Annotated in this window: 18 protein-coding genes; 10 read left to right on the forward strand and 8 right to left on the reverse strand. The window is 67.1% G+C overall.

Features of this window, described 5'->3' with window-relative positions:
• The first annotated feature begins 20 nt into the window (after nt 1–20).
• Nucleotides 21–1,556, forward strand: a complete 1,536-nt coding sequence (locus tag ACFXIV_RS37975; protein ID WP_379401829.1) for an alkaline phosphatase family protein — start codon at nt 21–23, stop codon at nt 1,554–1,556.
• Between the two features lie 161 nt (nt 1,557–1,717).
• On the forward strand, nt 1,718–2,386 hold the full coding sequence (locus tag ACFXIV_RS37980) for a hypothetical protein (protein WP_379401828.1): 669 nt from the start codon (nt 1,718–1,720) through the stop codon (nt 2,384–2,386).
• Between the two features lie 76 nt (nt 2,387–2,462).
• Here the strand turns inward: ACFXIV_RS37980 and ACFXIV_RS37985 are convergent, their stop codons facing one another.
• From ACFXIV_RS37985 to ACFXIV_RS38010, 6 genes are all read right to left on the reverse strand, one after another.
• Complete coding sequence (locus tag ACFXIV_RS37985) at nt 2,463–2,768, reverse strand: hypothetical protein (protein ID WP_379401827.1); 306 nt, start codon at nt 2,766–2,768, stop codon at nt 2,463–2,465.
• A 107-nt stretch (nt 2,769–2,875) separates the two neighbouring features.
• Nucleotides 2,876–3,610: a respiratory nitrate reductase subunit gamma gene (narI, locus tag ACFXIV_RS37990; protein WP_379401826.1), complete on the reverse strand. Its 735-nt coding sequence runs from the start codon at nt 3,608–3,610 to the stop codon at nt 2,876–2,878.
• On the reverse strand, nt 3,607–4,287 hold the full coding sequence (gene narJ / locus ACFXIV_RS37995) for a nitrate reductase molybdenum cofactor assembly chaperone (RefSeq protein WP_379401825.1): 681 nt from the start codon (nt 4,285–4,287) through the stop codon (nt 3,607–3,609). Before narJ ends, narI begins: the two co-directional genes overlap by 4 nt.
• Nucleotides 4,284–4,460 (reverse strand): hypothetical protein, encoded by a 177-nt coding sequence (locus ACFXIV_RS38000; RefSeq protein WP_379379438.1) that lies wholly within the window; start codon nt 4,458–4,460, stop codon nt 4,284–4,286. The genes narJ and ACFXIV_RS38000 overlap by 4 nt, the downstream gene beginning before the upstream one ends.
• A complete protein-coding gene (gene narH, locus ACFXIV_RS38005; protein WP_379401855.1) occupies nt 4,457–6,229 on the reverse strand; it encodes a nitrate reductase subunit beta in 1,773 nt (590 codons plus the stop codon). The genes ACFXIV_RS38000 and narH overlap by 4 nt, the downstream gene beginning before the upstream one ends.
• A gap of 10 nt (nt 6,230–6,239) precedes the next feature.
• The gene (locus ACFXIV_RS38010) at nt 6,240–9,980 is read right to left on the reverse strand and encodes a nitrate reductase subunit alpha (RefSeq protein ID WP_379401824.1); all 3,741 of its coding nucleotides are present in this window, start codon (nt 9,978–9,980) and stop codon (nt 6,240–6,242) included.
• Between the two features lie 323 nt (nt 9,981–10,303).
• Between ACFXIV_RS38010 and ACFXIV_RS38015 the strand changes: the two genes are divergently transcribed.
• Both ACFXIV_RS38015 and ACFXIV_RS38020 read left to right on the forward strand, forming a co-directional pair.
• On the forward strand, nt 10,304–10,747 hold the full coding sequence (locus ACFXIV_RS38015) for a YdeI/OmpD-associated family protein (RefSeq protein ID WP_379401823.1): 444 nt from the start codon (nt 10,304–10,306) through the stop codon (nt 10,745–10,747).
• 126 nt (nt 10,748–10,873) lie between these two features.
• Complete coding sequence (locus tag ACFXIV_RS38020) at nt 10,874–12,325, forward strand: DUF222 domain-containing protein (RefSeq protein ID WP_379401822.1); 1,452 nt, start codon at nt 10,874–10,876, stop codon at nt 12,323–12,325.
• Nucleotides 12,326–12,748: 423 nt separating this feature from the next.
• Here ACFXIV_RS38020 and ACFXIV_RS38025 read toward each other — a convergent pair whose 3' ends face one another.
• Nucleotides 12,749–15,061: an arylsulfatase gene (locus tag ACFXIV_RS38025; RefSeq protein WP_379401821.1), complete on the reverse strand. Its 2,313-nt coding sequence runs from the start codon at nt 15,059–15,061 to the stop codon at nt 12,749–12,751.
• 136 nt (nt 15,062–15,197) lie between these two features.
• On the opposite strand from ACFXIV_RS38025, the gene ACFXIV_RS38030 reads away from it, so the two are divergent.
• The 5 genes from ACFXIV_RS38030 (at nt 15,198) to ACFXIV_RS38050 (ending at nt 21,510) form a co-directional block, all read left to right on the forward strand.
• Nucleotides 15,198–16,784, forward strand: coding sequence for an ABC transporter substrate-binding protein (locus ACFXIV_RS38030; protein WP_379401820.1), 1,587 nt, complete (start codon nt 15,198–15,200; stop codon nt 16,782–16,784).
• Complete coding sequence (locus ACFXIV_RS38035; RefSeq protein WP_379401819.1) at nt 16,781–17,740, forward strand: ABC transporter permease; 960 nt, start codon at nt 16,781–16,783, stop codon at nt 17,738–17,740. The genes ACFXIV_RS38030 and ACFXIV_RS38035 overlap by 4 nt, the downstream gene beginning before the upstream one ends.
• Entirely contained in the window at nt 17,737–18,627 is an 891-nt protein-coding gene (locus ACFXIV_RS38040) for an ABC transporter permease (RefSeq protein ID WP_379401818.1), read from the forward strand. The genes ACFXIV_RS38035 and ACFXIV_RS38040 overlap by 4 nt, the downstream gene beginning before the upstream one ends.
• Nucleotides 18,624–20,519 carry a dipeptide ABC transporter ATP-binding protein gene (locus tag ACFXIV_RS38045; protein WP_379401817.1) on the forward strand — a complete coding sequence of 632 codons (1,896 nt, stop codon included), beginning with the start codon at nt 18,624–18,626 and terminating at the stop codon, nt 20,517–20,519. The genes ACFXIV_RS38040 and ACFXIV_RS38045 overlap by 4 nt, the downstream gene beginning before the upstream one ends.
• 262 nt (nt 20,520–20,781) lie before the next feature.
• Nucleotides 20,782–21,510 (forward strand): helix-turn-helix domain-containing protein, encoded by a 729-nt coding sequence (locus tag ACFXIV_RS38050; protein WP_379401853.1) that lies wholly within the window; start codon nt 20,782–20,784, stop codon nt 21,508–21,510.
• Nucleotides 21,511–21,517: 7 nt separating this feature from the next.
• Here ACFXIV_RS38050 and ACFXIV_RS38055 read toward each other — a convergent pair whose 3' ends face one another.
• Nucleotides 21,518–23,266 carry an NTP transferase domain-containing protein gene (locus ACFXIV_RS38055; RefSeq protein WP_379401816.1) on the reverse strand — a complete coding sequence of 583 codons (1,749 nt, stop codon included), beginning with the start codon at nt 23,264–23,266 and terminating at the stop codon, nt 21,518–21,520.
• A 355-nt stretch (nt 23,267–23,621) separates the two neighbouring features.
• Here ACFXIV_RS38055 and ACFXIV_RS38060 point away from each other — a divergent pair, with 355 nt between their 5' ends.
• Nucleotides 23,622–24,407 carry a helix-turn-helix domain-containing protein gene (locus ACFXIV_RS38060; RefSeq protein WP_379401815.1) on the forward strand — a complete coding sequence of 262 codons (786 nt, stop codon included), beginning with the start codon at nt 23,622–23,624 and terminating at the stop codon, nt 24,405–24,407.
• Nucleotides 24,408–24,409 lie beyond the last annotated feature (2 nt).

The following is a 24,409-nucleotide window of genomic DNA, read 5'->3' on the forward strand; positions in this document are numbered from 1 at the left end:
CGACCCGCAAAGGAACATGTATGCGCCACAAAGGCGTTGGAAACGGCCACGGCAAAGTCTTCGCTATCACGGCTGCGGCCGCACTGGCCGTGTTGGGAGGCTCCGCGGTCACGCCGACCGTGGCGCACGCCGCGGTCACCAGCCCGAACCTGATCGTGGATGGCGATGCCGAGGCGGTGGCACAGTGCTCACCGAAGGGGCTGGACGGCATGACGCTGCCGGGCTGGACCATCGGCAAGGGTGAGCCGAATGCGGTGTGCTACGGACAGTCCGGATGGCCGGACGCGTCCTCGCCGGGTCCGTCGAATCGGGGTTCGAAGTTCTTCGCCGGCGGCGGTACCGGTAATGCCGAGATGGATCAGACCATCAGCGTCTCGGCCGCGGGCGCGGCCATCGACCAGGGCGGCGTGAGCTTCGATCTCAATGGCTGGCTGGGCGGATACGGTGCCCAGGACGACCGGGTCAACATGACGGCGACATTCCTCAGCGCATCGGGATCCCAGCTCGGCTCGGCCGAGTGCGACGACGTGAGCAGCATCGATCGCGGCCTGAAAACCGGTCTGCTGCAGCGTGATACGAAGGGCACCCTGCCGAAGGGCACGCGCGCGGTGAAGATCCAGCTGAACTTCAGCTGGACCGACGGCGACACCAACGACGGCTACGCCGACAACCTGTCGTTCACCATCGGCGCCGCACTGCCTGCGCCGAAGCTGACCGCACCCGCCTCGACGGTGCCTGGTTACGACCACGTCTTCGTGGTCTACCTGGAGAACCAGGATTACGACGGCCTCACCGGCATCATCGGTAATCCCCAGGCCCCCTACATCAACGGCCTGCGGCCGCAGGGCGCGACGCTGAGCCAGTCCTACGCCACGACGCATCCGAGCGATCCGAACTATGTCGCGCTGGCGGCGGGCGGACTGTACGGGCTGGTCGACAACAGCGTGGGCACGACGACCCTCGACGCGCGCCACATCGGCAACAGCGTGGACGCCGCGCACAAGATCTGGAAGGGCTACGCCGAGGACGCCAACGGCAATTGCGACCAGTCCTCCCACGGCCAGTACTACCCGGATGACCTGCCGTTCTTGTACTTCCAGAACATGAAGTCCAACCAGTCCTACTGCGCGGCACACCTGCAGCCGCTCACACAGATGACGACCGACCTGCAATCCGCCGCCACCACCCCGGACTTCGTCTGGTTCGCCGCCAACGAATGCCACAACATGGAGGGCTGCGGCGTCGCCTCGGGTGACAGCTGGCTGAGCTCCACCCTGCCTGCGATCCTCAACTCCCCGGCCTGGAAGCAGCAGCGGTCGCTGCTCATCCTGACCTGGGACGAGGGTGCCACCAAGGCGTTCGGCCCGCTGTTCCCGAACCGGGTCCCGACCATCGTGCTGGGCTCGCAGAACACCGTGAAGGCCGGCTTCACCAGCTCCCAGCGCACCGACCAGTACGGCTTGCTCCGCACCATCGACACCGCCCTCGGCCTGCAGCCCCTGACCAACAACGACGGTTACGCGGCCACGGTGAACGACATCTGGTCCGGCCACTGACGGTCCCGTCGCTCGTCCGGATGATCTGACCGCGCAGGCACACCCGGTGTGCCTGCGCGGCGTGGTCGGTGTTGGTGCGTGGCGTGTTCGCGCGACGCGCGGCATCCTGGGCGGATCGCGAGGTGCGGGATCCTGTCGGTTCGCACGGCTAGTCTGCGGGGATGGTCAAACCGGAGTCGGCGCTGCGCCGCTTGATGCGCGATACGGGAAAACTGCTGCAGCCGTATGGGTTTGAGGGGGCCGAGCCGACCTGGGTGCGGGGGATGCCCGGCGGTACGGCCACCGTGGCGCGGACCCGCACATTCCGAACGTTCACCGGTGGACAGCAGATGCTCCGATTCGGGCTGGGCGCCTGGGCAACCCCGACCGCGTGGTGGGAATTCCGCAACTGGCGCAACGAACGCCTGGGCCGTGCACCGCTCGCGATCGAGACCGCGGCGGGGCCCGGCCTGCTCCCGGGCGAGGGTCTACCCGAGGACCCGGACCAGCTGTGGTCGGTGCGCCTCGACCCCGACCAGCCGGGTCACGTCCAGCCCGGCGATATCGACCTCATTCGCGCAGAGCTGCCCCGGCGCGTCCACGCCCACGCCCGCCGCGCGCTGCGCCTGCTCGACCAGGACAACTATCTCGAAGAGCTACTGGCGCAACCGAATCCGACCACCGCCACCTGGGAGGCCATCGCCGTGCTGCTCGCCGAGCAGGGCCCGAGCTCCCGCCTCGACGACGCTCTGGATCGCCTGACGCGCGCAGCGCGGGAGCAGCCCGACTCTCGCACTCAGGACGTCGTCGACTTCATCGCGGCCCGGACTTTGTCGAGCCGCTCGGCGTAGAAGAACGTGGCCGGTGGCGTAACCCGCTCGGGCTCGGTCTTCTTGGAGAACACCGCGCTATTGTCGCCCGGCGGGCCTATTGCTGCCCGGCGGAGCGCTGGTATTCGCGCCAGGCCTTCTGTGTTTCGGTGAGTTTCGGCTTCGGTGTGCGATTGCGGAAGAAATTGACCACCATCACGACCGGCAGAATGAACGCCTGGAAGAAGATGAGGTAGGAGCCGCCGTCGAAAAGGAAGGCGAGATAGAAGGCGTAGCCGAGATATACCGCACCGAAAATGCCGTTGATCGAGCGTGAGGCGCTGCTCTGCCCCTGCCGCACGACCGCCAGCGCCAGCATGATCACGCCACTGAGCGCGAGCAGGCCCACATACCATTTGAACATGGTTTCCCCCGAGAACAATTCGAGCCCAACCGTTCGGCTCGGCCGCGCCGAACCATAACACCGGCCGGGACCGGGCGCCATCGATAAATCGATGCACGCCCGGTGTCTCAGCGACGGGGAATGGCTGGCGTATCCCAGGCGCGGGCGTAGCGGGTCTTGTCCGCGGACTTCGCCGGCTTGGCGCGGTACACCACGTACGGGCGGACCAGGTAGCCGATGGGCGCGGAGAACATGTGGACCAGGCGGGTGTAGGGCCAGAAGGCGATGAGGGACAACACGATCAGGCCGTGCGCCTGGAAGGTCCAGGGGGTGCCGACCATGAGGTCGGGGTGCGGGTGCAGGGTGAACAGGCTGCGGAACCACGGGGAGACGGTCTCGCGGTAGTTGTAGGTGCCCCAGAGCAGGTTGCTGCCGACGGTGTTGAGCAGACCGGTGATCAGGGCGGCGGCCAGCAGGATGTACATCACCTTGTCATTGGTGGTGGTGGCCTGACGGACCGCGGGGACGGTGACGCGGCGGTAGAGCAGGATGCCGATCCCGGCGATGACCGCCACGCCCGCAACGGATCCCGCGGAGACGGCGACCACGTGATAGGTCTCCTCGGAGATGCCGACGGCGTCGGTCCAGGACTGCGGGATGAGCACGCCGAGCACGTGCCCGCCGATCACCCCGAGCATGCCGAAGTGGAACAGCGGGCTGCCCAGGCGCAGCAGCCGCGACTCGTAGACCTGCGAAGACCGTGTGGTCCAGCCGAATTGGTCGGTGCGATAGCGCCACAGGTGCCCGAGCACGAACGACGTGAACGCGATGTAGGGCAGCATCAGCCAGAGCGCGGAGCTCATCGGCGGGCCTCCGATCCGGTGAAGGCGAGCGGGTCCATGGCGAAGGGCTCCAATCCGACTTCTTCCTCGGGCGGGCCCTGGGCGGCGAGTTCGGCGATGCGCCGGCGGTCGGCGGTGGTGACCGGTGGCAGGGTCGCCACCACCGACGCCAGCACCCCGGCGTAAGGAGATCCGCTGTCGGAAAGCGACAACCGCAGCAGTTCCAGCACCGGGACGTGTTCGCCCAGCAGTCGTTCGCCGCCGACGGGATCGACGGTGGCGGCGAATTCGAGCAGCACGGGCAGGTGGTCGGGCAGCTCCTCGTCGCCGAGCTCGACCCCGGCGTGGCGGTAGGCGTGCTTGAAACGCAGCAGCGCCATCCCGCGCTTGCGGGTGTCCCCGTAGGCGTAGAAGGTCAGGTGCAGGCTGGCCCGGCGGCGCATGTCGAAGGTCTCGACATACTCCTGTGCGAGCGCGATCGCATCGCCGGTGCGCAGGTGCGCGAGGAACCCGGCCAGCAGCGGACGGATCGCGTCCGGCAATTCCACTGTGGCGGCGTCGAGTTCGTCGAGCATGGCCAGGGTCTGCGCGCTCGGATAGTCGAGCAGCAGTGCGCCCAGCCGCCATACCAGTCGCCGATCACGTTCGCTCATGGCGACGGCGGGTTCGGGCCGTCGCCGCAGTTTCAGCAGGCTCATCGCGGGGCTCCGGTGGATTCCGTTGCGGCGGTGTCGAGTTCGTCGATCATGGCGCGCGTCCGCGGGTGCGGGTAGTCGAGCGACAGTGCGTTCAGCCGCCAGGCCTGCCGTCGATCCTCTTCGTGCGCGGTGACGGCGGGTTCGGTGCGCCGTCGCGGCTTCAGCAGGCTCATCGTGTGGCTCCGGTGGGTTCCGGCTCGGCGGCGGCAGCGCCGTTGCTGACGCCGTCGACACCGGAACCATGGTGGCCATTGCCGTTTCCGTTGCCGTTTCCGGACGTGGCGGTGGATACGCCGGCGCCGCTGCCGTTCGCTCCGTTTCCGCCGTGGCCATTGGCACCGGAGCCATTGGTGCCGGTTTCGGTGGGCACCAAGCCTTTCGTGCTCTTGCCGTCCCAGTTCAACAGGTTGATGCGGTTGGATTTCTGGTCGGGGGAGGCATCGTTGGTGTCGGTGAGGTGGAATTTGTCGGCCATGTAGTCGAAGGCCGTCATGCCGGGGCCGCCGTCGGTGTCGAGCGAGCATCCCGTGGCGAGGGAATCCAGTTCGTGGGCACGGGAAGTCGCGCCCGACGGGATCACGTAGCGGTGTTCGTATTTGGCGATCGCGAGCAGCCGGTACATGGCTTCGATCTCTTCGGGCTCGAGGCCGACCGCATCCGGGATGGACAGGTCGGGTTCCTGGCCCAGGTTGATCGAGCGCATGAACGACCGCATCCCGGCGAGCCGCTGCAACGAGGCACGGACCGGGCCGATCTCACCGGCGGTGAACAGTTCGGCCAAGTACTCCAACGGAATACGCAGGGCGTCGATGGCGCCGAAGAGGTTGTTGTGGTTCTCCCCGTCGTGCCCGGTCTGGGTCAGGGTGTCCACCACCGGCGACAGCGGCGGCACGTACCAGACCATGGGCATGGTCCGGTATTCCGGATGCAGCGGCAAGGCGATCTGGTAGTCCACGATCAGCTTGTAGACCGGCGAATCCTGGGCGGCCTGAATCCATTCCGGCGAGATCCCGGCCCGCTCGGCCTCGGCGATGACGCGCGGGTCGTGCGGGTTGAGGAACACGCCCAGCTGGGAGGGATAGAGGTCCTGGTCGTTCTCCACCGAGGCGGCCTCGAGGACCTTGTCGGCGTCGTAGAGCATGACCCCGATGTAGCGCAGTCGCCCGACGCAGGTTTCCGAGCAGACGGTGGGGATGCCGACTTCCACCCGCGGGTAGCAGAAGGTGCATTTCTCTGCCTTGCCGGTCTTGTGGTTGAAGTAGATCTTCTTGTACGGGCAGCCGGTGACGCATTGCCGCCAGCCGCGGCACTTGTCCTGGTCGACGAGCACGATGCCGTCCTCGGCGCGCTTGTAGATCGCGCCCGACGGGCACGACGCGGCACACGAGGGGTTGAGGCAGTGCTCGCAGATGCGCGGCAGGTAGAACATGAACGTTTCTTCGAACTCCAGCTTGACCTGCTCGGAGAGCTTGGCCAGCAACGGGTCCTTACCCACCTGCTCCGGACCCGACCCCAGCGAGTCGTCCCAGTTCGCGCCCCAGGTGACGTTGGTGTCCTCACCGGTGATCAGCGACTTGGGCCGCGCCACCGGCGTGGTGTCCATCTGCGGCGCGGACAGCAGATTGTCGTAGTCGTAGCTCCACGGGTCGTAGTAGTCCGACACCGTGGGCAGATCCGGGTTGGCGAAGATATTGAGCAGCCGCTTCATCCGCGACCCGGACTTGAGGGTCAGCCGGCCCTTCCTGTCGAGGGTCCAGCCGCCCTTCCACTTCTCCTGGTCCTCGTAACGACGCGGATAACCCTGTCCCGGACGGGTTTCCACATTGTTGAACCACACGTACTCGGTGCCGGAACGGTTGGTCCAGGCCTGCTTGCAGGTGACGCTGCAGGTGTGGCAGCCGATGCACTTGTCCAGGTTCATGACCATGGCCAGTTGCGCCATCACACGCATATCAGTACTCCACTTCCTGCGAGCGCTTGCGAATCGTGGTGACCTCGTCGCGCTGATTTCCGGTGGGGCCGTGGTAGTTCAGCGCGAACGACTGCTGCGCATAGCCACCGATGAGGTGCGAGGGCTTGATCATGATGCGGGTCAGCGCATTGTGGATACCACCGCGTTTACCCTTGCCCCGCTTGACATCCGCCGTGCCTTCGATGCGCGGCACGTTCACCGCGCGGTCCTGGGCGTGATACATGAACACCGTGCCCTCGGGCATGCGGTGCGACACGATCGCGCGGGCCACCACGATGCCGTTGCGGTTGATGGCCTCGATCCAATCATTGTCGGCGACACCGATTTTCGCGGCGTCCTTGTCCGACATCCAGATCGCCTGACCGCCCCGCGAGAGCGTCAGCATGTGCAGGTTGTCCTGGTAGGCGGAGTGGATCGACCACTTCGAGTGCGGCGTCAGATACCGCACGGTCACACCGTTCTCGCTCACCTTGCCGATGCCCGGCTCGGCGAACAGCGCGGTCATGTCGAGCGGCGGCCGGTAGATCGGCAGTTGCTCGCCCAGCTCCATCATCCAGTCGTGATCGAGATAGAAGTGCTGCCGCCCGGTCAGCGTGTGCCAGGGCTTGGACCGCTCCACATTGATGGTGAACGGCGAATACCGGCGTCCGCCCGTCTCGCTCCCGGACCATTCCGGTGAGGTGATCACCGGAACGGGCCGGGCCTGCGTGTCGGCGAAGGTGATTCGCTTCCCCTCGTGTTCGGCAGCCAGATCGGCCAGCTCGGTTCCGGTGCGCCGTTCCAGCGCATGGAACCCTTCCACCGCGAGCCGGCCGTTGGTGGTGCCGGACAGTGCCAGGATCGCCTCGGCCGCGTGGGTGTCCTTGGCCAGGGACGGACGGCCCTGCGCGACACCGGAAACCACAGTGCCGTTGACGCCGCGCAGGTAATCTACCTCGATATCGGGCAGAGTGGTGACACCCTTGGTAGTGAGTCCCAGCGTTTCGACCAACGGCCCGAGCGCGGCCATCTTGTCCGCGACATTCGGGTAGTCACGTTCGACGACAACGAGTTTCGGCATGGTGACACCCGGAACGGGCTCGCATTCGCCGTGCTTCCAGTCCAGCACCCGCCCGCCGGCCTGCGCCAGCGCGTCGGCGGTGTCGTGCTGCAGCGGCACCGCGACCAGGTCCCGGCGCACGCCCAGGTGCTTCTCCGCCAGCCAGGAGAACCCGCGGGCAATGCGGTGGAAGGCCTCGAAATCGGTCTTGGCCTCCCACGGCGGGGAGATGGCCGGGGAGAAGGCGTGCACGAACGGGTGCATGTCGGTGGAGGACAGGTCGTGCTTCTCGTACCAGGTGGCGGCCGGGAACACGATGTCGGAGAACAGGGTCGTGGACGTCATGCGGAAGTCCATCGACATCAGCAGATCCAGCTTGCCGGTGGCGGCCTCGTCGCGCCATTCCAGCTCCTGCGGGCGCACCCCGGTGGTCTCGGTGGTCTGCAGGTTGGAGTCCGCGCCGAGCAGGTGCTTGTGGAAGTACTCGTTGCCCTTGCCGGAAGAACCCAGCAGGTTGGCGCGCCACACCGTCAGCACGCGCGGGAAGTTCTCGGGCGCGTCGGGATCCTCGCAGGCGAAGCGGAAGTCGCCCGACTTCAGGCCGTCCACCACGTAATCCGCGGGCGTCTTGCCCGCCTGCTCGGCCTCGTCGACGAGATCGAGGGGATTGCGGTTGAGCGTCGGATACGACGGCATCCAGCCCAGACGCGTTGCGAGCGCGATATTGTCGGCCGCCGTGCGCCCGGAGAACGTGCCCTTGCTCAACGGCGAGGCGAACGACTCGGAGGTGAACGGGTCGTAGCGCCACTGGTTGTTGGCCAGGTACCAGAACACGGTGCCCTGCATCTGCCGCGGCGGCCGCTGCCAGTCCGAGCCGAAAGCCAGTGTGGCCCAACCGGTCACCGGCCGGCACTTCTCCTGGCCCACGTAATGCGCCCAGCCGCCGCCGTTCACGCCCTGGCAGCCGGTGAGCAGGGTCAGGGTGAAGAAGGAGCGGTAGATCTGGTCGGAGTGGAACCAGTGGTTGGTGCCCGCGCCCATGAGGATCATGGACCGGCCCTTGGAACGCTCGGCATTGTCGGCGAATTCGCGGCCGAGGCGTTCGGCCTGTTGGGCGGGGACGCCGGTGATCGACTCCTGCCAGGCGGGAGTGTACGGCTGGCTCGCATCGTCATAGCCGGTCGGCCAACTGCCGGGCAGGCCGGACCGGGCTACGCCGTACTGCGCCAGCAGCAGGTCGAACACCGTCGTCACCCGTCGTCCCGCGATGACGGTGGTCGGCACGCCACGGGTGAGGACAGCTGCATCACTGCCCTCGGACCCACCTGGCGGCCCGTCGAAGCGGGGGAACTGCACGGCCGCAACGTCATCGGTGCGCCCGTGCAGGGTCAGCAGGGGATCGGTGTCCCCGAGGTCCAGGTTCCAGCGCCCCTTGCCCGCCTCGTTGAAGCGGTGGCCGAGGGAGCCATTGGGCACCTGCGGACTACCGTCCGCGTCCAGCAGCACCGTCTGATGCTCGACGCCCTCGCCGGTGCGGCCGAGATCGGCGGCGGTGAGGAACTTGCCGGGCGTGAAGGTATGACCGCTGTAGTCGCCTTCGGTGGACCAGCCGCCCTCGTGCTCATCCAGCACCACCAGGTACGGCAGGTCGGTGTAGCGCTTGATGTAGTCGTTGAAGTACGGAGTCTGCTTGTCCACGAAGAACTCTCGCAGCACCACGTGACCCATGGCCATGGCCAGGGCGGCGTCCGTACCAGGGCGTGCGGGCACCCATTCGTCGGCGAACTTGGTGTTGTCGGCGTAGTCCGGGGAGACCACCACGACCTTCTGGCCGCGGTAGCGGGCCTCGGTCATGTAGTGCGCGTCCGGGGTTCGGGTGACCGGGACATTGGAGCCCCACATGATCAGATAGCCGGCGTCGAACCAGTCGGCGGACTCGGGCACGTCGGTCTGGTCGCCGAAGACCTGCGGGGAGGCGACGGGTAGGTCGGCGTACCAGTCGTAGAACGACAGCATCGAGCCGCCGATCAGCGAGATGAACCGGGCGCCGACCGCATGCGAGACCATGGACATGGCCGGGATCGGCGAGAACCCCGCGATGCGGTCGGGGCCGTACTTCTTGATCGTGTAAACGTGCGCGGCGGCGGCGATTTCGGCGGCTTCCCACCATTCGGCGCGCACGAACCCGCCCTTGCCGCGCGCGGACTTGTAGGCCTCGGCCCGGCCCGCGTCCTCGACAATGGACTCCCACGCCAGCACCGGATCCTTGAGCCGCGTCTTGGCGTCGCGGTACAGCTCCAGCAGCGTGCCGCGCACGTACGGGTAGCGGATGCGCGCGGGGGAGTAGGTGTACCAGGAGAACGACGCGCCACGCGGACAGCCGCGGGGCTCGTACTCCGGCTTGTCGGCGCCGACGCTCGGGTAGTCGGTCTGCTGCGACTCCCAGGTGATCACGCCGTCGGAGACGTAGATCTTCCACGAGCACGAACCGGTGCAGTTCACGCCGTGCGTGGACCGCACCACCTTGTCGTGCGACCACCGATCCCGATAGAACTCGTCGGCCTCGCGCCCGCCCACCTTGTGCAGGGTGCGCAGGTCACCGGACACCTCGCCGCGGTTGAAGTACTTCCCCAGTCGAAGCAGCGCATCGGCGGACGAGTGTCCGTTCTGCGTAATAGCCATAACGCCCCCTTCGAGCTGGAAAACCGGGCTGCTGGCTCGACTGTAGGGACGCCGGGGGAGGCATCAAAACGGTTTGCTCACAATGCTCGAAGCGCATTTGTGAGCTGTGAGATCGCCGCAATGTTCCGGTCACTGCGGGGTAGCGGCCGAGGTCACACCTTGCGGTCGCGACCTGGGAAAACCTCTTCGCAGGCAGTGAAACAAGTTCTCGGAAGGGGCTTCCGGGGCAGTGGCGGTGAAGCTTCCGAAACGGTTGGTTCTCGGTTACTTAATATTTGTTAACACACCTTCGGATTGCTGAGTGATCGCTATATCGTGCACCCATGCAACGATTCGACGGCGTCATCGAGACCGCTGCCAACGGTGGTGCATACATTCCTATTCCCCCCGACATCATCACCGCCCTCGGTGGCGGCGGCCGCATCCCAGTCCAGGCCACCTTCGACGGCATCGCGTACCGAGGCTCCATCGCCAACATGGGTGCGGGACCGTGTCTGGGACTGCTGAAGGCGATCCGCGCCGAACTCGGCAAGGGGGCTGGAGACCGGGTCGCCGTGACTGTCGAGCGTGAGACCGTGGAACGCACCATAGCTGTCCCCGACGACCTCGCCGCCGCACTGCGGGAGGCGGGGGTGCAGGACGCCTTCGACAGGCTCTCGTACACCAGCCGCCGTGAGCACGTCACCTCCGTGACCGACGCCAAGAAACCGGAGACTCGCACTCGCCGGATCGGCAAGATCGTCGAGTCCCTCGTCGGCGGTTCTTGAAATGGATCCGATGCGTCATCTAAATTCGTTGGGGGAGTGGTCATTTCAGCTTCAGTGGGTTGAATTATCATGGAATATAGGACATTTCGGGTTCCTCTTGGTTGGTGGCAGCGATAGAATTAGTGCATGAATTCGACGGGGGTGACACTCGACACGTGCGGCATCGCGGAACTGGCGGCCGCCGTCGAAGCCCTGTCGAATTCCGTCCTTCACGGGAACCTCGCTCCGCTCGCTGATGGTGAGGTCGTGGAGTTGATGCAGCGGTTGGAGACCTGCAAGCGCCAACTGTCGGCACTGGATTCACGCCTGATCATCGAAGCCTGCAATCGTTCGCTGCCCGCAACGAGTGGGGCGAAGGATGTGGTGCCGTTCCTGCGGCAAACCCTGGGGTTGTCGAAGTACGACGCCTCGGTGCGGGTGAAGATCACCATGCAGTGCGGGGAATTCTTCGAGCCGACCGGACACCTGCGTCCCGCCTCCCTCGTCAAGGCCGCCGAAGCCTATGAGGCGGGCGATATCTCGCGTGATCACGTCCGCAACATCATCGACGTCATGAATCACCTGCCCGCCGACATCCCCGCCGAGACGCGCGCCGAGGCCGAGGACATCCTGGTCGGCCACTCCCGGGTCGGCTGGCCCGATGACCTGCCCAAGATCGGTCGCGACATCCTCGCCCGCATCGACCCCGACGGCAAGGTCATCTCCGACGCCGACCGCCGTCGCCGCCGTGGCCTCATCCAGGGTCGCCCCGGCGTCGATGGGATGAGCTGGATCGAAGGCTGGATCACCCCCGAGTTGCGCGCCCTGCTCGATGCCGTCTTCGCCAAGCTTGCCCGTCCGGGTATGTGCAACATCGACGACACCGAAAGCGTTGCTGCCACTGCCACCGTCGTCGACTCGAAGGTCCTCGAGGCTGCTGCCCGTCGCGACCGCCGCGACGCCGGTCAGCGCACCCACGACGCCCTGTTCGCGCTGCTGCAGCCCGGTGTCGACCCCACCAAGCTCGGGTCCCACCGGGGTCTGCCGGTGCAGGCCATAGTCACCATGTCGCTCAACGATCTGGAGCGTGGAGCGGGTGTTGCGACCACCGCCACCGGTGGCCACGTCTCCATCAATGAGGCTTTGAAGATGGCCGAGGGGACCAAGCCGGTGCTGGTGGTCCTCGACGCGGACGGGCTGCCGCTGTACCTGGGTCGCTGCCAGCGACTGGCCAGCCCGGCTCAGCGCCTGGCCCTTATCGCCCGCGACAAGGGTTGCACCCGCCCGGGATGTGAGGCACCCGCGAGTATGTGTGCGGTGCACCATGTCACCGACTGGACCAAAGGCGGACCCACCGATCTGAGCAACCTGACGCTTGTTTGTGATCACTGCCACGCGCTGGTCAACGACAGTGCCGAGGGTTGGAAAACCGTTGTCATGGGCAAAGATTCCCCCTATCGGGGACGCACCGGATGGATTGCACCGAAAAGTCTCGACCCAACGGGCGCCCCGCGCGTGAACGACAGACATCACGTTGGCGAGTGGGTCGCCGCTGCGATCGAATCGAGTTGCCTGAGGTGGGGTTCACGGGCCGCATGAATCCCGGCTGCGCATATCCTGCCGGCCTGCGCAGGGACCGGGGAGTGTGGTTGCGTCGCCTCCCCTACTGGACTTGGGCTGACGCCAGGCTGGAAGCCGCCACCCACCGACCCCAGCCCACGGACCGCACGGACCACCTTCTACAGACAAAACCCACCGCAAGCCCACCCTGAAATCCTCGAACACCGAACAACCACAGCGGTATTCTCCTCGCTACATCCCATCCTGCGGATACCCCACCCCGAGATCTAAGCGAATACCTCCTGCAGCGACACCCACAGGCAGGTTCAAAGGTGAGCGGGCTGGTAGACGAAGGCGCGTCCCCAAGCCCGCCCCCTCCCTTCTCCAGGCGTCTTTGTCTTTAATCTTTTGGTTCTTTGTCCTTTCGTCCTTTTGGGTTGTCGGCTTTGGGTTTTGGGTCTGCTACTCCGCTATCAGTTCGGCTTCGGAATCCAGGGCTTGCTGAGCGTCCTCGGGCACGCCGACGGGGCCCGGCCGGTAGGTGATGGAGTGGAGGGAGCCGGAGTAGCGGAAGACGCCCCGGCGGTCGCGGAGGGACCAGGAGACGGGACCTCGGGCGTCGAGGCCGACGGAGATCCCCGTCCAGGGCGACATGCCTACGAGTTGGACTCGGTCGGGGAGGGTGGCCGCGCGGACGCCGTCGATGCCGATGGTGAAGTCCCAGCGCAGGTGGGGTTGGACGGTGGCCGATACGGTGAAATGGCGACTGCCGGAGGGTATTTCACCGGCATCGGCTTCGGCGTAGCGGCCATAGGCGTTGTAGCCGAAGATCAGGTGGCCGTTCTCCACGTAGAGGAGGTAGCCGCCGAGCGGGTCGCCGTGGGCGACGAGAACGCCCTCGTCGCCGGGTCGGTAGCCGGCCAACTCCACTGTGATCGTGAAGTCGCGGTAGGCGATCAGTCGCTGAGAGCGGTAGCGCTCCAGGGTGGGGGTGCCGGGCAGGATGCGGACCTGCTCGCCGAGCCGGGCCTCCTCCGGACGGCGCCGAGTCAGGTCCTGCCGGGTGACGAGCGGGAAAACCGTGTTGTGCCAAGCGGCTTCGTCCCACCCGGCCGAGAGCTCGGCGACCTTGTCCGGACGCTGCTCGGAAAGATCGTGGAGCTCGGTCGGATCGGTGCGGACGTCGAACAGCTGCCAGCGTGGATTGTCGATGCCGCGCTCGGGCTCGAAGAGCGCGAGGAGCTTCCAGCCGTCGCGGTAGAAGCCGCGGTGACCGGTCATCTCCGAATACTGCTCGACATGCTGTGAGACAGCGGTCGGGTCGCTCAGCACATCCACCGCCGAGACGCCGTCGAAGTCCTTGGCGGGCAGTCCGTTCCGGACCGTCGGCCGTTCGAGCCCGGCGAGCTCCAGCAGCGTGGGCGCGAGGTCGGTGATGTAGACATACTCCTCGCGCACCCCGGCATCGGCCTCCGTGCGCGGCAGCCCCCTGGGCCATGACAGCACGAACGGCACCCGCACCCCACCGGCGAAGGTCTGCCCCTTGTAGAAGCGGAACGGCGTATTCGACGCCTGCCCCCACCCGCGCGGATAGTGCACCCCCAGTTTCGCGGTGCCGATCAACTCGTCGTCGTGCGGCACATCCCGCTCCCAGTCGGGCTCGTCGACCTGGGCGAACTGCGCGAAATAGGTCCGGGTGCCCTCGGGCCCGCCCTCCGCGGTGCCGCCATTGTCGGAGGTGAACACGATAATGGTGTTGTCCAGCTCGCCGAATTGCTCGAGCACCTCCACGATCCGCCCGAGGCTCTGGTCGATGCTGTCGACCATGCCCGCGTACACCTCCATGTACCGCTCGAATCGCGCCCGCTGCTCATCGGTCAGCGCATCCCACTCCTGCGCTTCATAACCCGGCTCGGTATTGCGCGGCTTCTGCTGTGTCCCCGCCGGGAACAGTCCCTGTGCGATCTGTGCGGCGAATCGACTCTGCCGCAACCGATCCCAGCCCTCCCGATACCGCCCCCGATACTTGGCCTGATCCGCCGGCTTGGCCTGCAACGGCCCGTGCACGGCGGTATGCGCGAAGTAGAGGAAGAACGGTTTGGCCGCATCGTGCGCCCGCAGGTCCTTGAGGTAGCCGATGGCGCGATCGGTGTAGTCGTCGGTCAGGTAGTACCCCTCCGGATACTCCTCGACATCCACCGCCGAACTGTCGGAGATCAGCTGATTCGGATAGTAGAAGGAGTTCAACCCCTCCAGCGACCCGTAGTAGCGGTCGAATCCACGCTGCGTCGGCCACGAATCCCGGTGCGCCGCCGGATGCAGCGTGGCATCGCGGACCAGATGCCATTTCCCCACCGCATAGGTCGCATATCCATTGGCGCGCAATATTTCCGGCAACGTCAGCACGTCATCGGCCAATTCCAGCCGCAGCCCCGGATAGCCGGGATCGGCATTCGCGACGAAGCCGAAACCCGCACGGTGGGAATTGATTCCGGTCAGCAGCGCCGCCCGCGACGGTGAGCACAGCGGTGTGGTGTGGAAGTTGGTGAGCCGCAATCCGTTCGCGGCCAGCCGATCCAGGGTCGGGGTCTCGATCTCCGACCCGAACGGGCCGATATCGCTGAAACCCATATCGTCGATCAGCACCACGACGATATTGGGCGCACCGGCGGGCGCGGTCGGCGGATAGTTCCACTCCGGCGTGGAATCGGCGGTGGTGCGGCCGATCTCGCCGGCGAAATTCTCATAGCCACGGGCATGGGCGGGGACTGACATGCTCCCAGCAAAGGGCGCGGGCCCGCGCCGGAGCCAGGGTTTCACTCTGGCTGCGTGCAACCGGTGATCCGTCATACATCCGCGGATAGCGTCGCCGCACACCATTCGGCCCCGGTCCACACTCGAGGTTTTCCAGATGAATTCGTCCCCCGGCGGTCTGCACCGCCGTCATTTCCTGCGCGGTTCCGCCGTCGCCGCCCTGGCGATCCTCGGCAGCGGAGTGCTGGCTGCCTGCACCTCGGCGGTGAACCAGCAACGTGGCGGCGACGACAACGCGCAACCCGTGCGCGGCGGGACGCTGAAGTACGGCGTGCTGGTGGACCTCGTGCCCGCCAACCTGCTCACCAATACCGGCACCACACCGTATGTGATCGGCCTGGTCTTCGAATCCCTGGTGCGCTACCCGCACGACAAGCTCGAACCCCAGCCGCTACTGGCCAAGAGCTGGACCCTCGCCCCCGACGGCAAGTCCATCACCCTGGACCTGCGCGACGACGTGAAGTTCCACAGCGGCCGCCCCTTCACCTCCAAGGACGTCGAGTTCTCGCTGCGCACCTACGCCGATCCCAAGTGGTCGGCGCAGCTGAAGAGCACGGCCGCCGCCGTCACCGGCTTCGACACCAGCGATCCGCACCGCATCACGCTGACGCTGGCGCACCCGCTGAGCAATCTGTTCGACCTGCTCGACACCGTGCCCATCCTGGACAGCGAGTCCATCGACCAGCTCGCCACCGGCGACAAGCTCATCGGCACCGGCCCCTTCCGGTTCGTGCAGCGAATCCCCAACCAGCAGTTGGTATTCGAGAAGAACACTGCCTACTGGGTGCCCGACCGCCCCTATCTGGACCGCGTTGAATTCACCGTCATCGCCGACAATCAGGCGCAGCTCAACGCCCTCAAGACCGGCCAGATCCATCTCGCCGACGGCATCACCTACCGCGACAACGAGAACCTCGCCAAGACCGACGGCTTCCGCGTCATCACCTTCGAGGGAGCCGAGCTCCAGGTCTACGTCGGCGCGAATGTCGCCGACCCCGCCCTCGCCGATGTGCGGGTGCGCCAGGCCATCGCCTACGCCTTGGATCGTGAGCGCATCATCAAGGAGGTCTTCCGCGGCGCCGGCTATCCGCTGAACCTGCCGTGGCCCAAGAACTCTCCGGCCTTCGACGACTCCCGCAACAGCCGCTACACGCGAGATGTGGCCAAGGCCAAGCAGATTCTGGCGCAGCTGCCCAAACCGCCCAAGCTGCCGCTCACCTACAACACCGCCTACCCGGTCTTCGAGGCCGCCGCGCAGATCGTGCAGGCCAACCTCGCCGAGATCGGCATCGAGGTGGAACTCGCGCCCACCGAGAACGCCACCTTCATCAAACAGCTGATCGGCGCGCAGTTCCCGGGCCTGTGGATCACCGACCACTCCTGGGCGCAGTTCGTGCCGTCCACGCTGACGGTCAGCGCCTACCCGTTCAACGCCCGCAAGAATGCCTCCCGCTACGAATCGCCCGACTACGTCTCGGCCGCCGACGCCGCCTGGCAGCTGCCGCGCGCCACCGGCCCGGACGCCACCCGCGCCTACCAGGCACTCAGCGATCAACTGCTGGACAGCCTGTTCCTGATCGAGATCGGCGTGCACTACCCGCAGGACAGCGCATCCCGGAAACTGCACGGCCTCGACTGGACCAAGCGCCGCGAGCACGTGTTCACCCAGGCGTTCCTGGCATGACCGCCTATCTGCTGCGCCGGGTGCCGTCCGCCCTCGCGGTCCTCTTCGGCGCGTCGGTGCTGATCTTCCTGCTGCTGCGGCTGGTGCCCGGCGATCCGGCCACCACCCTGGCCGGGCCGGACGCCACGCCGGAAACCATTGCCGCCATCCGGCATCAGCTCGGCCTGGACCGGCCCATCCCGGCGCAATACGTGTCATGGCTGCACGGTGTGGTGACCGGAGACCTGGGGCGGTCCTACGTGATCGGCGGCCAGATCGCGGATCTCATCGTGCGGGGTCTGTCGAACACCCTCATCCTGGCCGCCGCGGCGTTGTCGCTGGCGGTGATCGTGAGCCTGGCGGTATCCGTCGCCTCGGTCCTGTGGGATCGGCGCTGGCTCAATGCGATCGTGGCGGCCGCCAATACGGTGACCGTCGCCATCCCGGTCTTCGTGACCGGCGTGCTGCTGGTGCTGGTGTTCGCGGTCGCCATTCCGATCCTGCCCGCGGGCGGCATCCCGCCGGACGGGTTCCTGGCCCGGCCCGATATCGCCGTCCAGTACCTGCTGCTGCCCGCCATCTGCCTGGGCCTGCCGGTGGCCGCCGCGCTGACCCGTTTCCTCACCGAGGCCCTGCGCACCGAACTGGCCAAGCCCTACGTCCTCACCGCCCGCGCCCTCGGCATTCCGCGCCGCCGCATCATCACCCACGGCGCGCTGCGAAACGCATTGCCCACCATGCTCACCGCGCTCGGCATCCAGACCGGCAACCTGCTCGGCGGCGCGGTGCTGGTGGAGGCCGCCTTCGCCTGGCCCGGCATCGGCCAGCTCATCGAACAGAGCATCAACCGGCGCGACTATCCGGTGGTGCAGGCGCTGCTGCTGTTCTCGGTGGCCGTGTTCGTGGCCATCCAGCTGACCACCGATATCGCGCACGCCTACCTGGATCCGCGCATTCGCATCGGAGGCCGCGCATGAGCGAGCTCGCCGTCGCCGAGAGCGGCGACACCACGACGGCCACGGAAAGCCCGGGCCGCGAACCGAATCCGGGGCGGCCGCTGCTGCGGGCGCTGACCCGCGGGCAGGGGCTGGCGGGCGTGCTGCTGATCGCAGTCATCGCGGTGGCGGCCCTCGCCGCCGGTCTGCTCACGAAATACGACCCGCTGGAGCAGATTCCGGGAGCCAACCTGCTCGGCCCGAGCGGCGACCACTGGCTGGGCACCGATGAAATCAACCGGGATGTCTTCACCCGGACCCTCTACGGCATCCGCGTGGACCTGCTCATCGCCTTCCTGGCCGTCCCGGCCGGCGCGGTGCTGGGCTCGATCATCGGCCTGGCGGCCACCGTGAATCCGGTGGCGGATGTACTGGCGCAGCGCGTCTTCGACCTCATCCTGGCCTTCCCGGCGCTCATCTTCGCCATCGCGCTCACCGCGGTCACCGGGCCGGGCGCGCACGCGGTCGTCATCGTGATCATCGCCGCCGAACTCCCCATCTTCGGCCGCCAGATCCGCACCGCCGTGCTGGCGGTGCGCGAACAGCCCTACGTGGAGGCCGCCGCGGTGATCGGTGCGAGCACCGGCTGGACACTGCGGAAACACGTGCTGCCCAATGTGATCGAACCGCTCGCCGTGCAACTGGCGCTGTCACTGTCCCTGGCGGTGTTCGTGGACAGCGCCATGAGCTTCATCGGCATCGGCGTGCGCCCGCCGGACCCGTCACTCGGGTCGATCATCGCCGAGTCCACCCGCAACCTGGACGCCAATCCCGCCATGGCCGTCGGCCCGCTGCTGGTGGTTTCGGCGCTCACCCTCGGATTCCTGTTGATCGCCCAGGCTCTGGGCCGTGCCCGGAGGATGATATGAACGGAGCATCGCGAAACGATTCCAGCAGGGGCGGCGGTGGGGAGACCGGTGGGCCCGACGATACCTTGCTCGACATTCGCGACCTGGTGGTGAGTTTCGGCCCGCGCACGGTGGTGAACGGCGTCGGCGTGCGCGTCGCGCGCGGCGAAACCGTCGCGCTGGTCGGCGAATCCGGCTCCGGCAAATCCCTCACCGCCCGCGCCGTCCTCGGACTGCTCCCCACCGGCGCGACCGCCACCGGCTCGATCCGCCTCGACGGCATCGAGATCATCGGCGCCACCGACACCGACCTGCGCCCCCTCCGCGGCACCCGCGCGGCCATGGTCTTCCAGGAACCACAGACCGCGCTGAACCCGGTGCGCCGCATCGGAACCCAGATCGCCGAGGCCCTGCGCGCCCACCGCCCGATCAGCAGGTCCGAGGCCCGCGCCCGCGCCATCGAACTCCTCACCCAGGTCGACCTCCCCGAACCGGCCAAACGCGTCGACTGGTACCCCCACCAACTCTCCGGCGGCCAGAAGCAACGCGTAGTCATCGCCCTGGCCCTCTCCGGCGACCCCGACCTCCTCATCGCCGACGAGCCCACCACCGCCCTCGACGTCACCGTCCAGGCCGAAATCCTCCGCCTCCTCCAGGACCTCCAGCGCCGCAACAACACCGCCATCCTCTTCATCACCCACAACCTGGGCGTAGTAGCCGCCATCGCCGACCGGGTGGTGGTCATGCGCGCCGGTGAAATAGTCGAAACCCAGCCGGTCCACGACCTCTTCACGACTCCGCAGTCCGCTTACACCCGCGAACTACTGGCCGCGGTCCCCGTGCTGCCTGCCGGCCCAGCGTCACCGTCGACTGTGGCGGCGCCGTCTTCGTCGTCGGCGTCTGTGACAGGGCTGTCTGCGTCATCGACGACCGTCACAGGTCTCTCTGCGCCGTCGGCGAATGCGGACGGGTCGGCTGAACGGATCGCATCGCCCACCCCGCGTGCTGCGCCGGTGCCCCCGCTCAATGGGGTGACCCCGGTGCCCGCAGGCGCGGGGAAGTCAGCGCCGACCGCCGAGTCGGCGGCCGAGCCGGTGCTGCGTCTCAGCGACCTGTCGGTGGTCTACCGCCGCCACGGCAAGCGCTTTCAGGCCCTGCATGATGTCTCGCTGACTCTGGCTCCGCGCGAAGTGGTGGGTCTGGTCGGGGAATCGGGTTCGGGTAAGAGCACGCTCGGCCGTACTGCGCTGGGGTTGGTGCCCGCGGCTTCGGGAGAGGTCGTGTTGCAAGGCGTCTCGTTGACCGGGTTGTCGCAGCGGGAATTGCGAGGGCTGCGGAAGAACGTCGCGCTGGTGCATCAGGACGTGGCCGCCTCCCTGGATCCGCGGCGCAGCCTCGAGGACTCGATCGGCGAACCGCTGCGGGTGCATCGGGCGGCTTCGGGGGCGCTGTTGCGGGCCAGGGTCGGGGATCTGCTCGAATCCGTGCGCCTGCCACGCGAGTATGCGAGCCGGCGTCCGGGCGAGCTGTCCGGCGGGCAACGGCAGCGCGTCGCCTTGGCGCGGGCGCTGGCCCTCGCGCCACGGCTGCTGGTGGCGGACGAGCCGACCAGCGCGCTGGATGTCTCGGTACAGGCGCAGGTGCTCGAACTCTTCGCCGATCTGCGCGCCGAATACGGATTCGCCTGCCTGTTCATCAGCCACGATCTCGCCGTCGTGCATCAGGTGGCCGACCGCGCGGTGGTGCTGCGGGAGGGTCGCATAGTCGAATCGGGCCCGGTCACAGCCGTTTTTCAGCATCCGCGCGAGGAGTACACGCGGCGCCTGCTGGACGCGGTTCCCGCCCCGGATCCGGCCCGCGCGCGCCGAGACGAAATCGTGTCCGTCCAAGTGCCCCTCGCATTGGGGGCCTGAGAGTAATTTGGGGAACGCCATTCCGCGCCGACTGCCACGACACACCGGAACTTATACCAATAGGAGTATCCGGTGATACTGACTGGATTTGCCGCGCGGAACGGTTCGTATCCGAATCTGTGTAAGTATCCGTCTCGAAGGAGATCTCGGCGGCGCCTCCACAGGGAGGCGCGGTGGGCCACCGGGATTCCGTACAGGAGGGAACCAGGTGGGCGCGAAAGCGGTATATGGACAGGATTCTCAGGAACTCGAAGCACCCACCTTGGGAAACCTGCTCCGCCGCCTGCGTGACAATCGCGGTGTTTCGCGCGAACGCCTGGCATTCAACGCCGGTGTAAGCGCAAGTTACATCACGCATTTGGAGAAAGGCGACCGCGGCAACCCGACCCGGGAAGTGGTCGAGGCGCTCACCCGGTATCTGCACCGGCTGGACCCGCTGTCCACCGAGGACCGCCGCCAGCTCGGCGACCTCGCGGGCCTGGGATCGGGAGAGCTTCCTTCCCCGCGTGAACTGCGCGCGGCGATCACACCCGAGATGCTGCGGGCCCTGGAGCTGCACAGCCCGAATATGGCCGCCCTGCTCGACACCCGCGCCAACCTGCTGGCCAGCAATGACAGCTGGGACGCCGCCTTCCCGGGCCTGACCGAGGACGGCAATATGCTGCGCTGGTTCTTCGGCAATGAGCTGGCCACCCGGGTCATGGTGAACTGGGAGGCCGATGCCCGCCGGGTCACCCGCTGGATGCGCGGATTGATCGGGCGATCGGGCAATACCGACGGATTCGCCGATCTCATTCGTGATCTCGGGCAATTCCCGAAATTCCGGCAGGCCTGGTCCGAGGGCGGGGTGGAGTTCGCACCGCATGTGTGGGCCGTGCAGCTGCGCAATCCGGTCACCGGGCTGCAGCGCAAGGTCTATGCCCAGCACGGCCGACTCGACAGCGCCGCCTACCCCGGCCAGTTGCTGACAGTTCTCGGGCTACCGGCCTGAACCCGCGTCACCCACGCAGCGGGATGAATTCGGCCGGCGCGCCGTCCACGGCGTCGGCCGGGACGACCACCACGCCATCGCGGTGCAGCAGATCGGCCAGGTGCGCGGTGCGCAGCCGGAGATCGCCCCGGAAGCCGCCGCCGGGCAGCGCCTGGGCCGGGACGATGCGTAACACCGGTGCGGTCAGCTCGGCGGCGTTCACCAGCGGGCCCACGATCGGGCGGGCCGGGGTCGCACCCGTCAGGCCCTCGACCGTGGCGCCGATCAGCGTGAGCAGGGTGGCGATCGCCGCGAACGGATTGCCCGGCAGCCCCAGAACGACTGTGCCGGAGGTCAATTGCGCGGCCACCGTGGAGCCCCCGGGCCGCAGGCGCAGGCGGCGCAGCAGCATGGTGGCCTCGGAGCGGTCCAGCGCCGAGCGCAGCTGATCGGCCGCGCCGCCGCCGGTCGCGCCGACGATGACGAGCAGATCGCAGTCCGCGGCCGCGGCCAGCACCTCGTCGAAGGCATTCGCGGTGTCGCGCAGGTGAACCCGATCGACGGTGGTCACGCCGTACCAGCCCAGGACATCGGGCAGGATGGGCCCGATCGAGTCCCGGGTCTGACCGGTGTGCAGCGGCCCCTCGCCGCGAATCTCGTCGCCGGTCATGACGATGCGCGCCCGCACCGGGCCGCGCACGTCCGCCGCCGCGACCTCCGCGCTGGCCGCCACCGAGATCAGCGCGGCTGTCACAGGGGTGCCCGCGTCCGCGACTTCCGCACCGGGGAGCCAGTATTCGCCGCGCCGGCGAACATCCTCGCGAATCGGGGTGTCCGGCAGCCGGTACAGCGTGCCATCGGCCTCGAGGCGGACGAACTCGTCGCGCACCACCGAACCGGTCCCGTCGGGCACGTGCGCGCCGGTGGCGATCCGCACCGCCTCGCCGTCCAGCAGGCCCACCGGCCGCTGCCCGCCCGCGAAACCGATATCGCGGCGCAGCTGCCAGGGCCCGTCGCCGCTCACCGCGTAACCGTCCATGGCCGAGACATCGAAGCGCGGCAGGGCGTCCGCCGCGAGCAGGGGCGCGGCCAGCGTCGCGCCGCGCGCAGCCCGCAGCACCGCGCGGCGCACCGGCAGCGGGGAGATGCTCCCGCGCAGCACATCCCGGGCCTCGTCGAGCCACAGCGGCGCGGCCGTGCGTGCCGCCCCGGTCCGGGCCCGCCGCACGTCCTCGGGGGTGTCGCAGTCGTCCACGCCGGGTAGCGTAACCATGACGGTATCCACCGGCACCAGCGCCTTCATCGGCCGATTCACCAGGGAATCCAGGTCTTTCAAAGCAGCGACCAGGGCGGCGCGCCGCCACACCCCGACCAGATACTGCGGGCGGCCCGAGGCATCCGCGGCGAAAACCGCGTCGCTGCCGGATTCCCGTGCGTGGGAAAGCAATTCGTCCACGGCCGAGGCGGTGAGGAAGGGCATGTCGGCGGCCAGCACCACGATCAGCCCGGCCGGGAACTCACAGCCGGCGAGGGCGCCCAGCCCCGCGGCAATGGCCGCCACCGGGCCCGCTCCGGCCGGTATCTCCTGTGCCTGAAGGATTTCCGGCGGCAATTCGGGCCGATGCGGGCCCACCACCACGGTGCGTGCGCAGTCGGCGACCGCCGCCAGCGCCGCGTCCAGCATGGACTGCCCGCCGACCACGATTGCCGGCTTGTCCACCCCGCCCATGCGGCTGGCCTTTCCACCGGCCAGCACGATGGCGTCGACGGGTGTCACGAGCCCGTTCCGGGGCAGGGGCGTGTCCTTCGTTCACAGCGCATGGTTGAAGATCGTAGTGGCAGGCTGTTCAGAGCTTGTTGGGCGCGCCCGGAAACCTGCGCTTGCTAAGCAATTGCCGTTAGTCGTTACGTTATGAGATGTGCCACGACACATAGTAGAAATGGTCTTGTTTTAACGTTGAGAACAATCTCATATGGCAGTATCCGACCTGAGAACTGGCGGAGTACGCGGCGTTCGTCACAGTTCACACCAGGCGTCACACCGGGTCCCACTGTCCGGTACCGGGAGGACTCAGAGCGATGAAGGTTGGTTTGCTGAATGTTTGCGGAGAGGGAACGGCGTGGTGCTGGGCGTGAAACCGGATAGGGACTCCGACGATCTGAAGCCGCCGACATTCGGACTGCTGCTGCGCCGCCTGCGTGATGAACGAGGCGTATCACGAGAAAGGCTGGCGTTCAATGCCGGCGTGAGCGCCAGCTACATCAGCCATTTGGAGAAGGGCGATCGCGGCCACCCCACCCGCGAAGTGGTGGATGCGCTGCTGCGATATCTGGACCGAATAACCCAGCTGTCGGCCGTCGAGCGCCGGCATCTGCTCGATCTGGCCGGACTCGGCGTGAGCGAATTCCCCACCGTGGAACAACTGCGCGGTGAAATCACCGACGACATGCGCCGCGCCCTCGACCTGCACGAACCAAATCTCGCCGCCTACGTCGACACCCGCTGGAATGTGCTCGCCTGCAACGAAAGCTACTCCCGCGCGTTCCCCGGGCTGGAGCGGGACATCAATATCCTGCGCTGGTTTCTGGGCAATGAGGCCGCCCGCGAGGTCATGGTCGAGTGGGAGGAGGAGGTCCGGCTGACCGTGCACTGGCTGCGCGGTCTGATCGCGAGCTCTGGAGATACCGCCTGGTCGGTTGAATTTCTCGGAGAACTCGGACGTTTCGGACTTTTCCGGGAAATGTGGGACGAGGGCGTCGCGGCCTACGGCCGGCCCCGCGCCACCATGCGCCTGCGCGACCGCGAGCGCAACCGGCGCTTCGATATCGCCGTGCAGCTGTTCAGTGTCTTCAATGCGGCTTACCCCAGCCAGATTCAAATCTTCCTCGGCATTCCGAGTTGGCGCGAGGCCGGGTGAGA

Origin of the sequence: Nocardia sp. NPDC059236 (assembly GCF_042754085.1) — a bacterium.
Lineage (GTDB): Bacteria > Actinomycetota > Actinomycetes > Mycobacteriales > Mycobacteriaceae > Nocardia.

What these genes read in the sequence shown, in the direction of transcription:
- ACFXIV_RS37975 (WP_379401829.1), top strand. Translation starts at nt 21, where the DNA reads ATGCGCCACAAAGGCGTTGGAAACGGCCACGGCAAAGTCTTCGCTATC.
- ACFXIV_RS37980 (WP_379401828.1), top strand. Translation starts at nt 1,718, where the DNA reads ATGGTCAAACCGGAGTCGGCGCTGCGCCGCTTGATGCGCGATACGGGA.
- ACFXIV_RS37985 (WP_379401827.1), bottom strand. Translation starts at nt 2,768, where the DNA reads ATGTTCAAATGGTATGTGGGCCTGCTCGCGCTCAGTGGCGTGATCATG.
- narI (WP_379401826.1), bottom strand. Translation starts at nt 3,610, where the DNA reads ATGAGCTCCGCGCTCTGGCTGATGCTGCCCTACATCGCGTTCACGTCG.
- narJ (WP_379401825.1), bottom strand. Translation starts at nt 4,287, where the DNA reads ATGAGCCTGCTGAAACTGCGGCGACGGCCCGAACCCGCCGTCGCCATG.
- ACFXIV_RS38000 (WP_379379438.1), bottom strand. Translation starts at nt 4,460, where the DNA reads ATGAGCCTGCTGAAGCCGCGACGGCGCACCGAACCCGCCGTCACCGCG.
- narH (WP_379401855.1), bottom strand. Translation starts at nt 6,229, where the DNA reads ATGGCGCAACTGGCCATGGTCATGAACCTGGACAAGTGCATCGGCTGC.
- ACFXIV_RS38010 (WP_379401824.1), bottom strand. Translation starts at nt 9,980, where the DNA reads ATGGCTATTACGCAGAACGGACACTCGTCCGCCGATGCGCTGCTTCGA.
- ACFXIV_RS38015 (WP_379401823.1), top strand. Translation starts at nt 10,304, where the DNA reads ATGCAACGATTCGACGGCGTCATCGAGACCGCTGCCAACGGTGGTGCA.
- ACFXIV_RS38020 (WP_379401822.1), top strand. Translation starts at nt 10,874, where the DNA reads ATGAATTCGACGGGGGTGACACTCGACACGTGCGGCATCGCGGAACTG.
- ACFXIV_RS38025 (WP_379401821.1), bottom strand. Translation starts at nt 15,061, where the DNA reads ATGTCAGTCCCCGCCCATGCCCGTGGCTATGAGAATTTCGCCGGCGAG.
- ACFXIV_RS38030 (WP_379401820.1), top strand. Translation starts at nt 15,198, where the DNA reads ATGAATTCGTCCCCCGGCGGTCTGCACCGCCGTCATTTCCTGCGCGGT.
- ACFXIV_RS38035 (WP_379401819.1), top strand. Translation starts at nt 16,781, where the DNA reads ATGACCGCCTATCTGCTGCGCCGGGTGCCGTCCGCCCTCGCGGTCCTC.
- ACFXIV_RS38040 (WP_379401818.1), top strand. Translation starts at nt 17,737, where the DNA reads ATGAGCGAGCTCGCCGTCGCCGAGAGCGGCGACACCACGACGGCCACG.
- ACFXIV_RS38045 (WP_379401817.1), top strand. Translation starts at nt 18,624, where the DNA reads ATGAACGGAGCATCGCGAAACGATTCCAGCAGGGGCGGCGGTGGGGAG.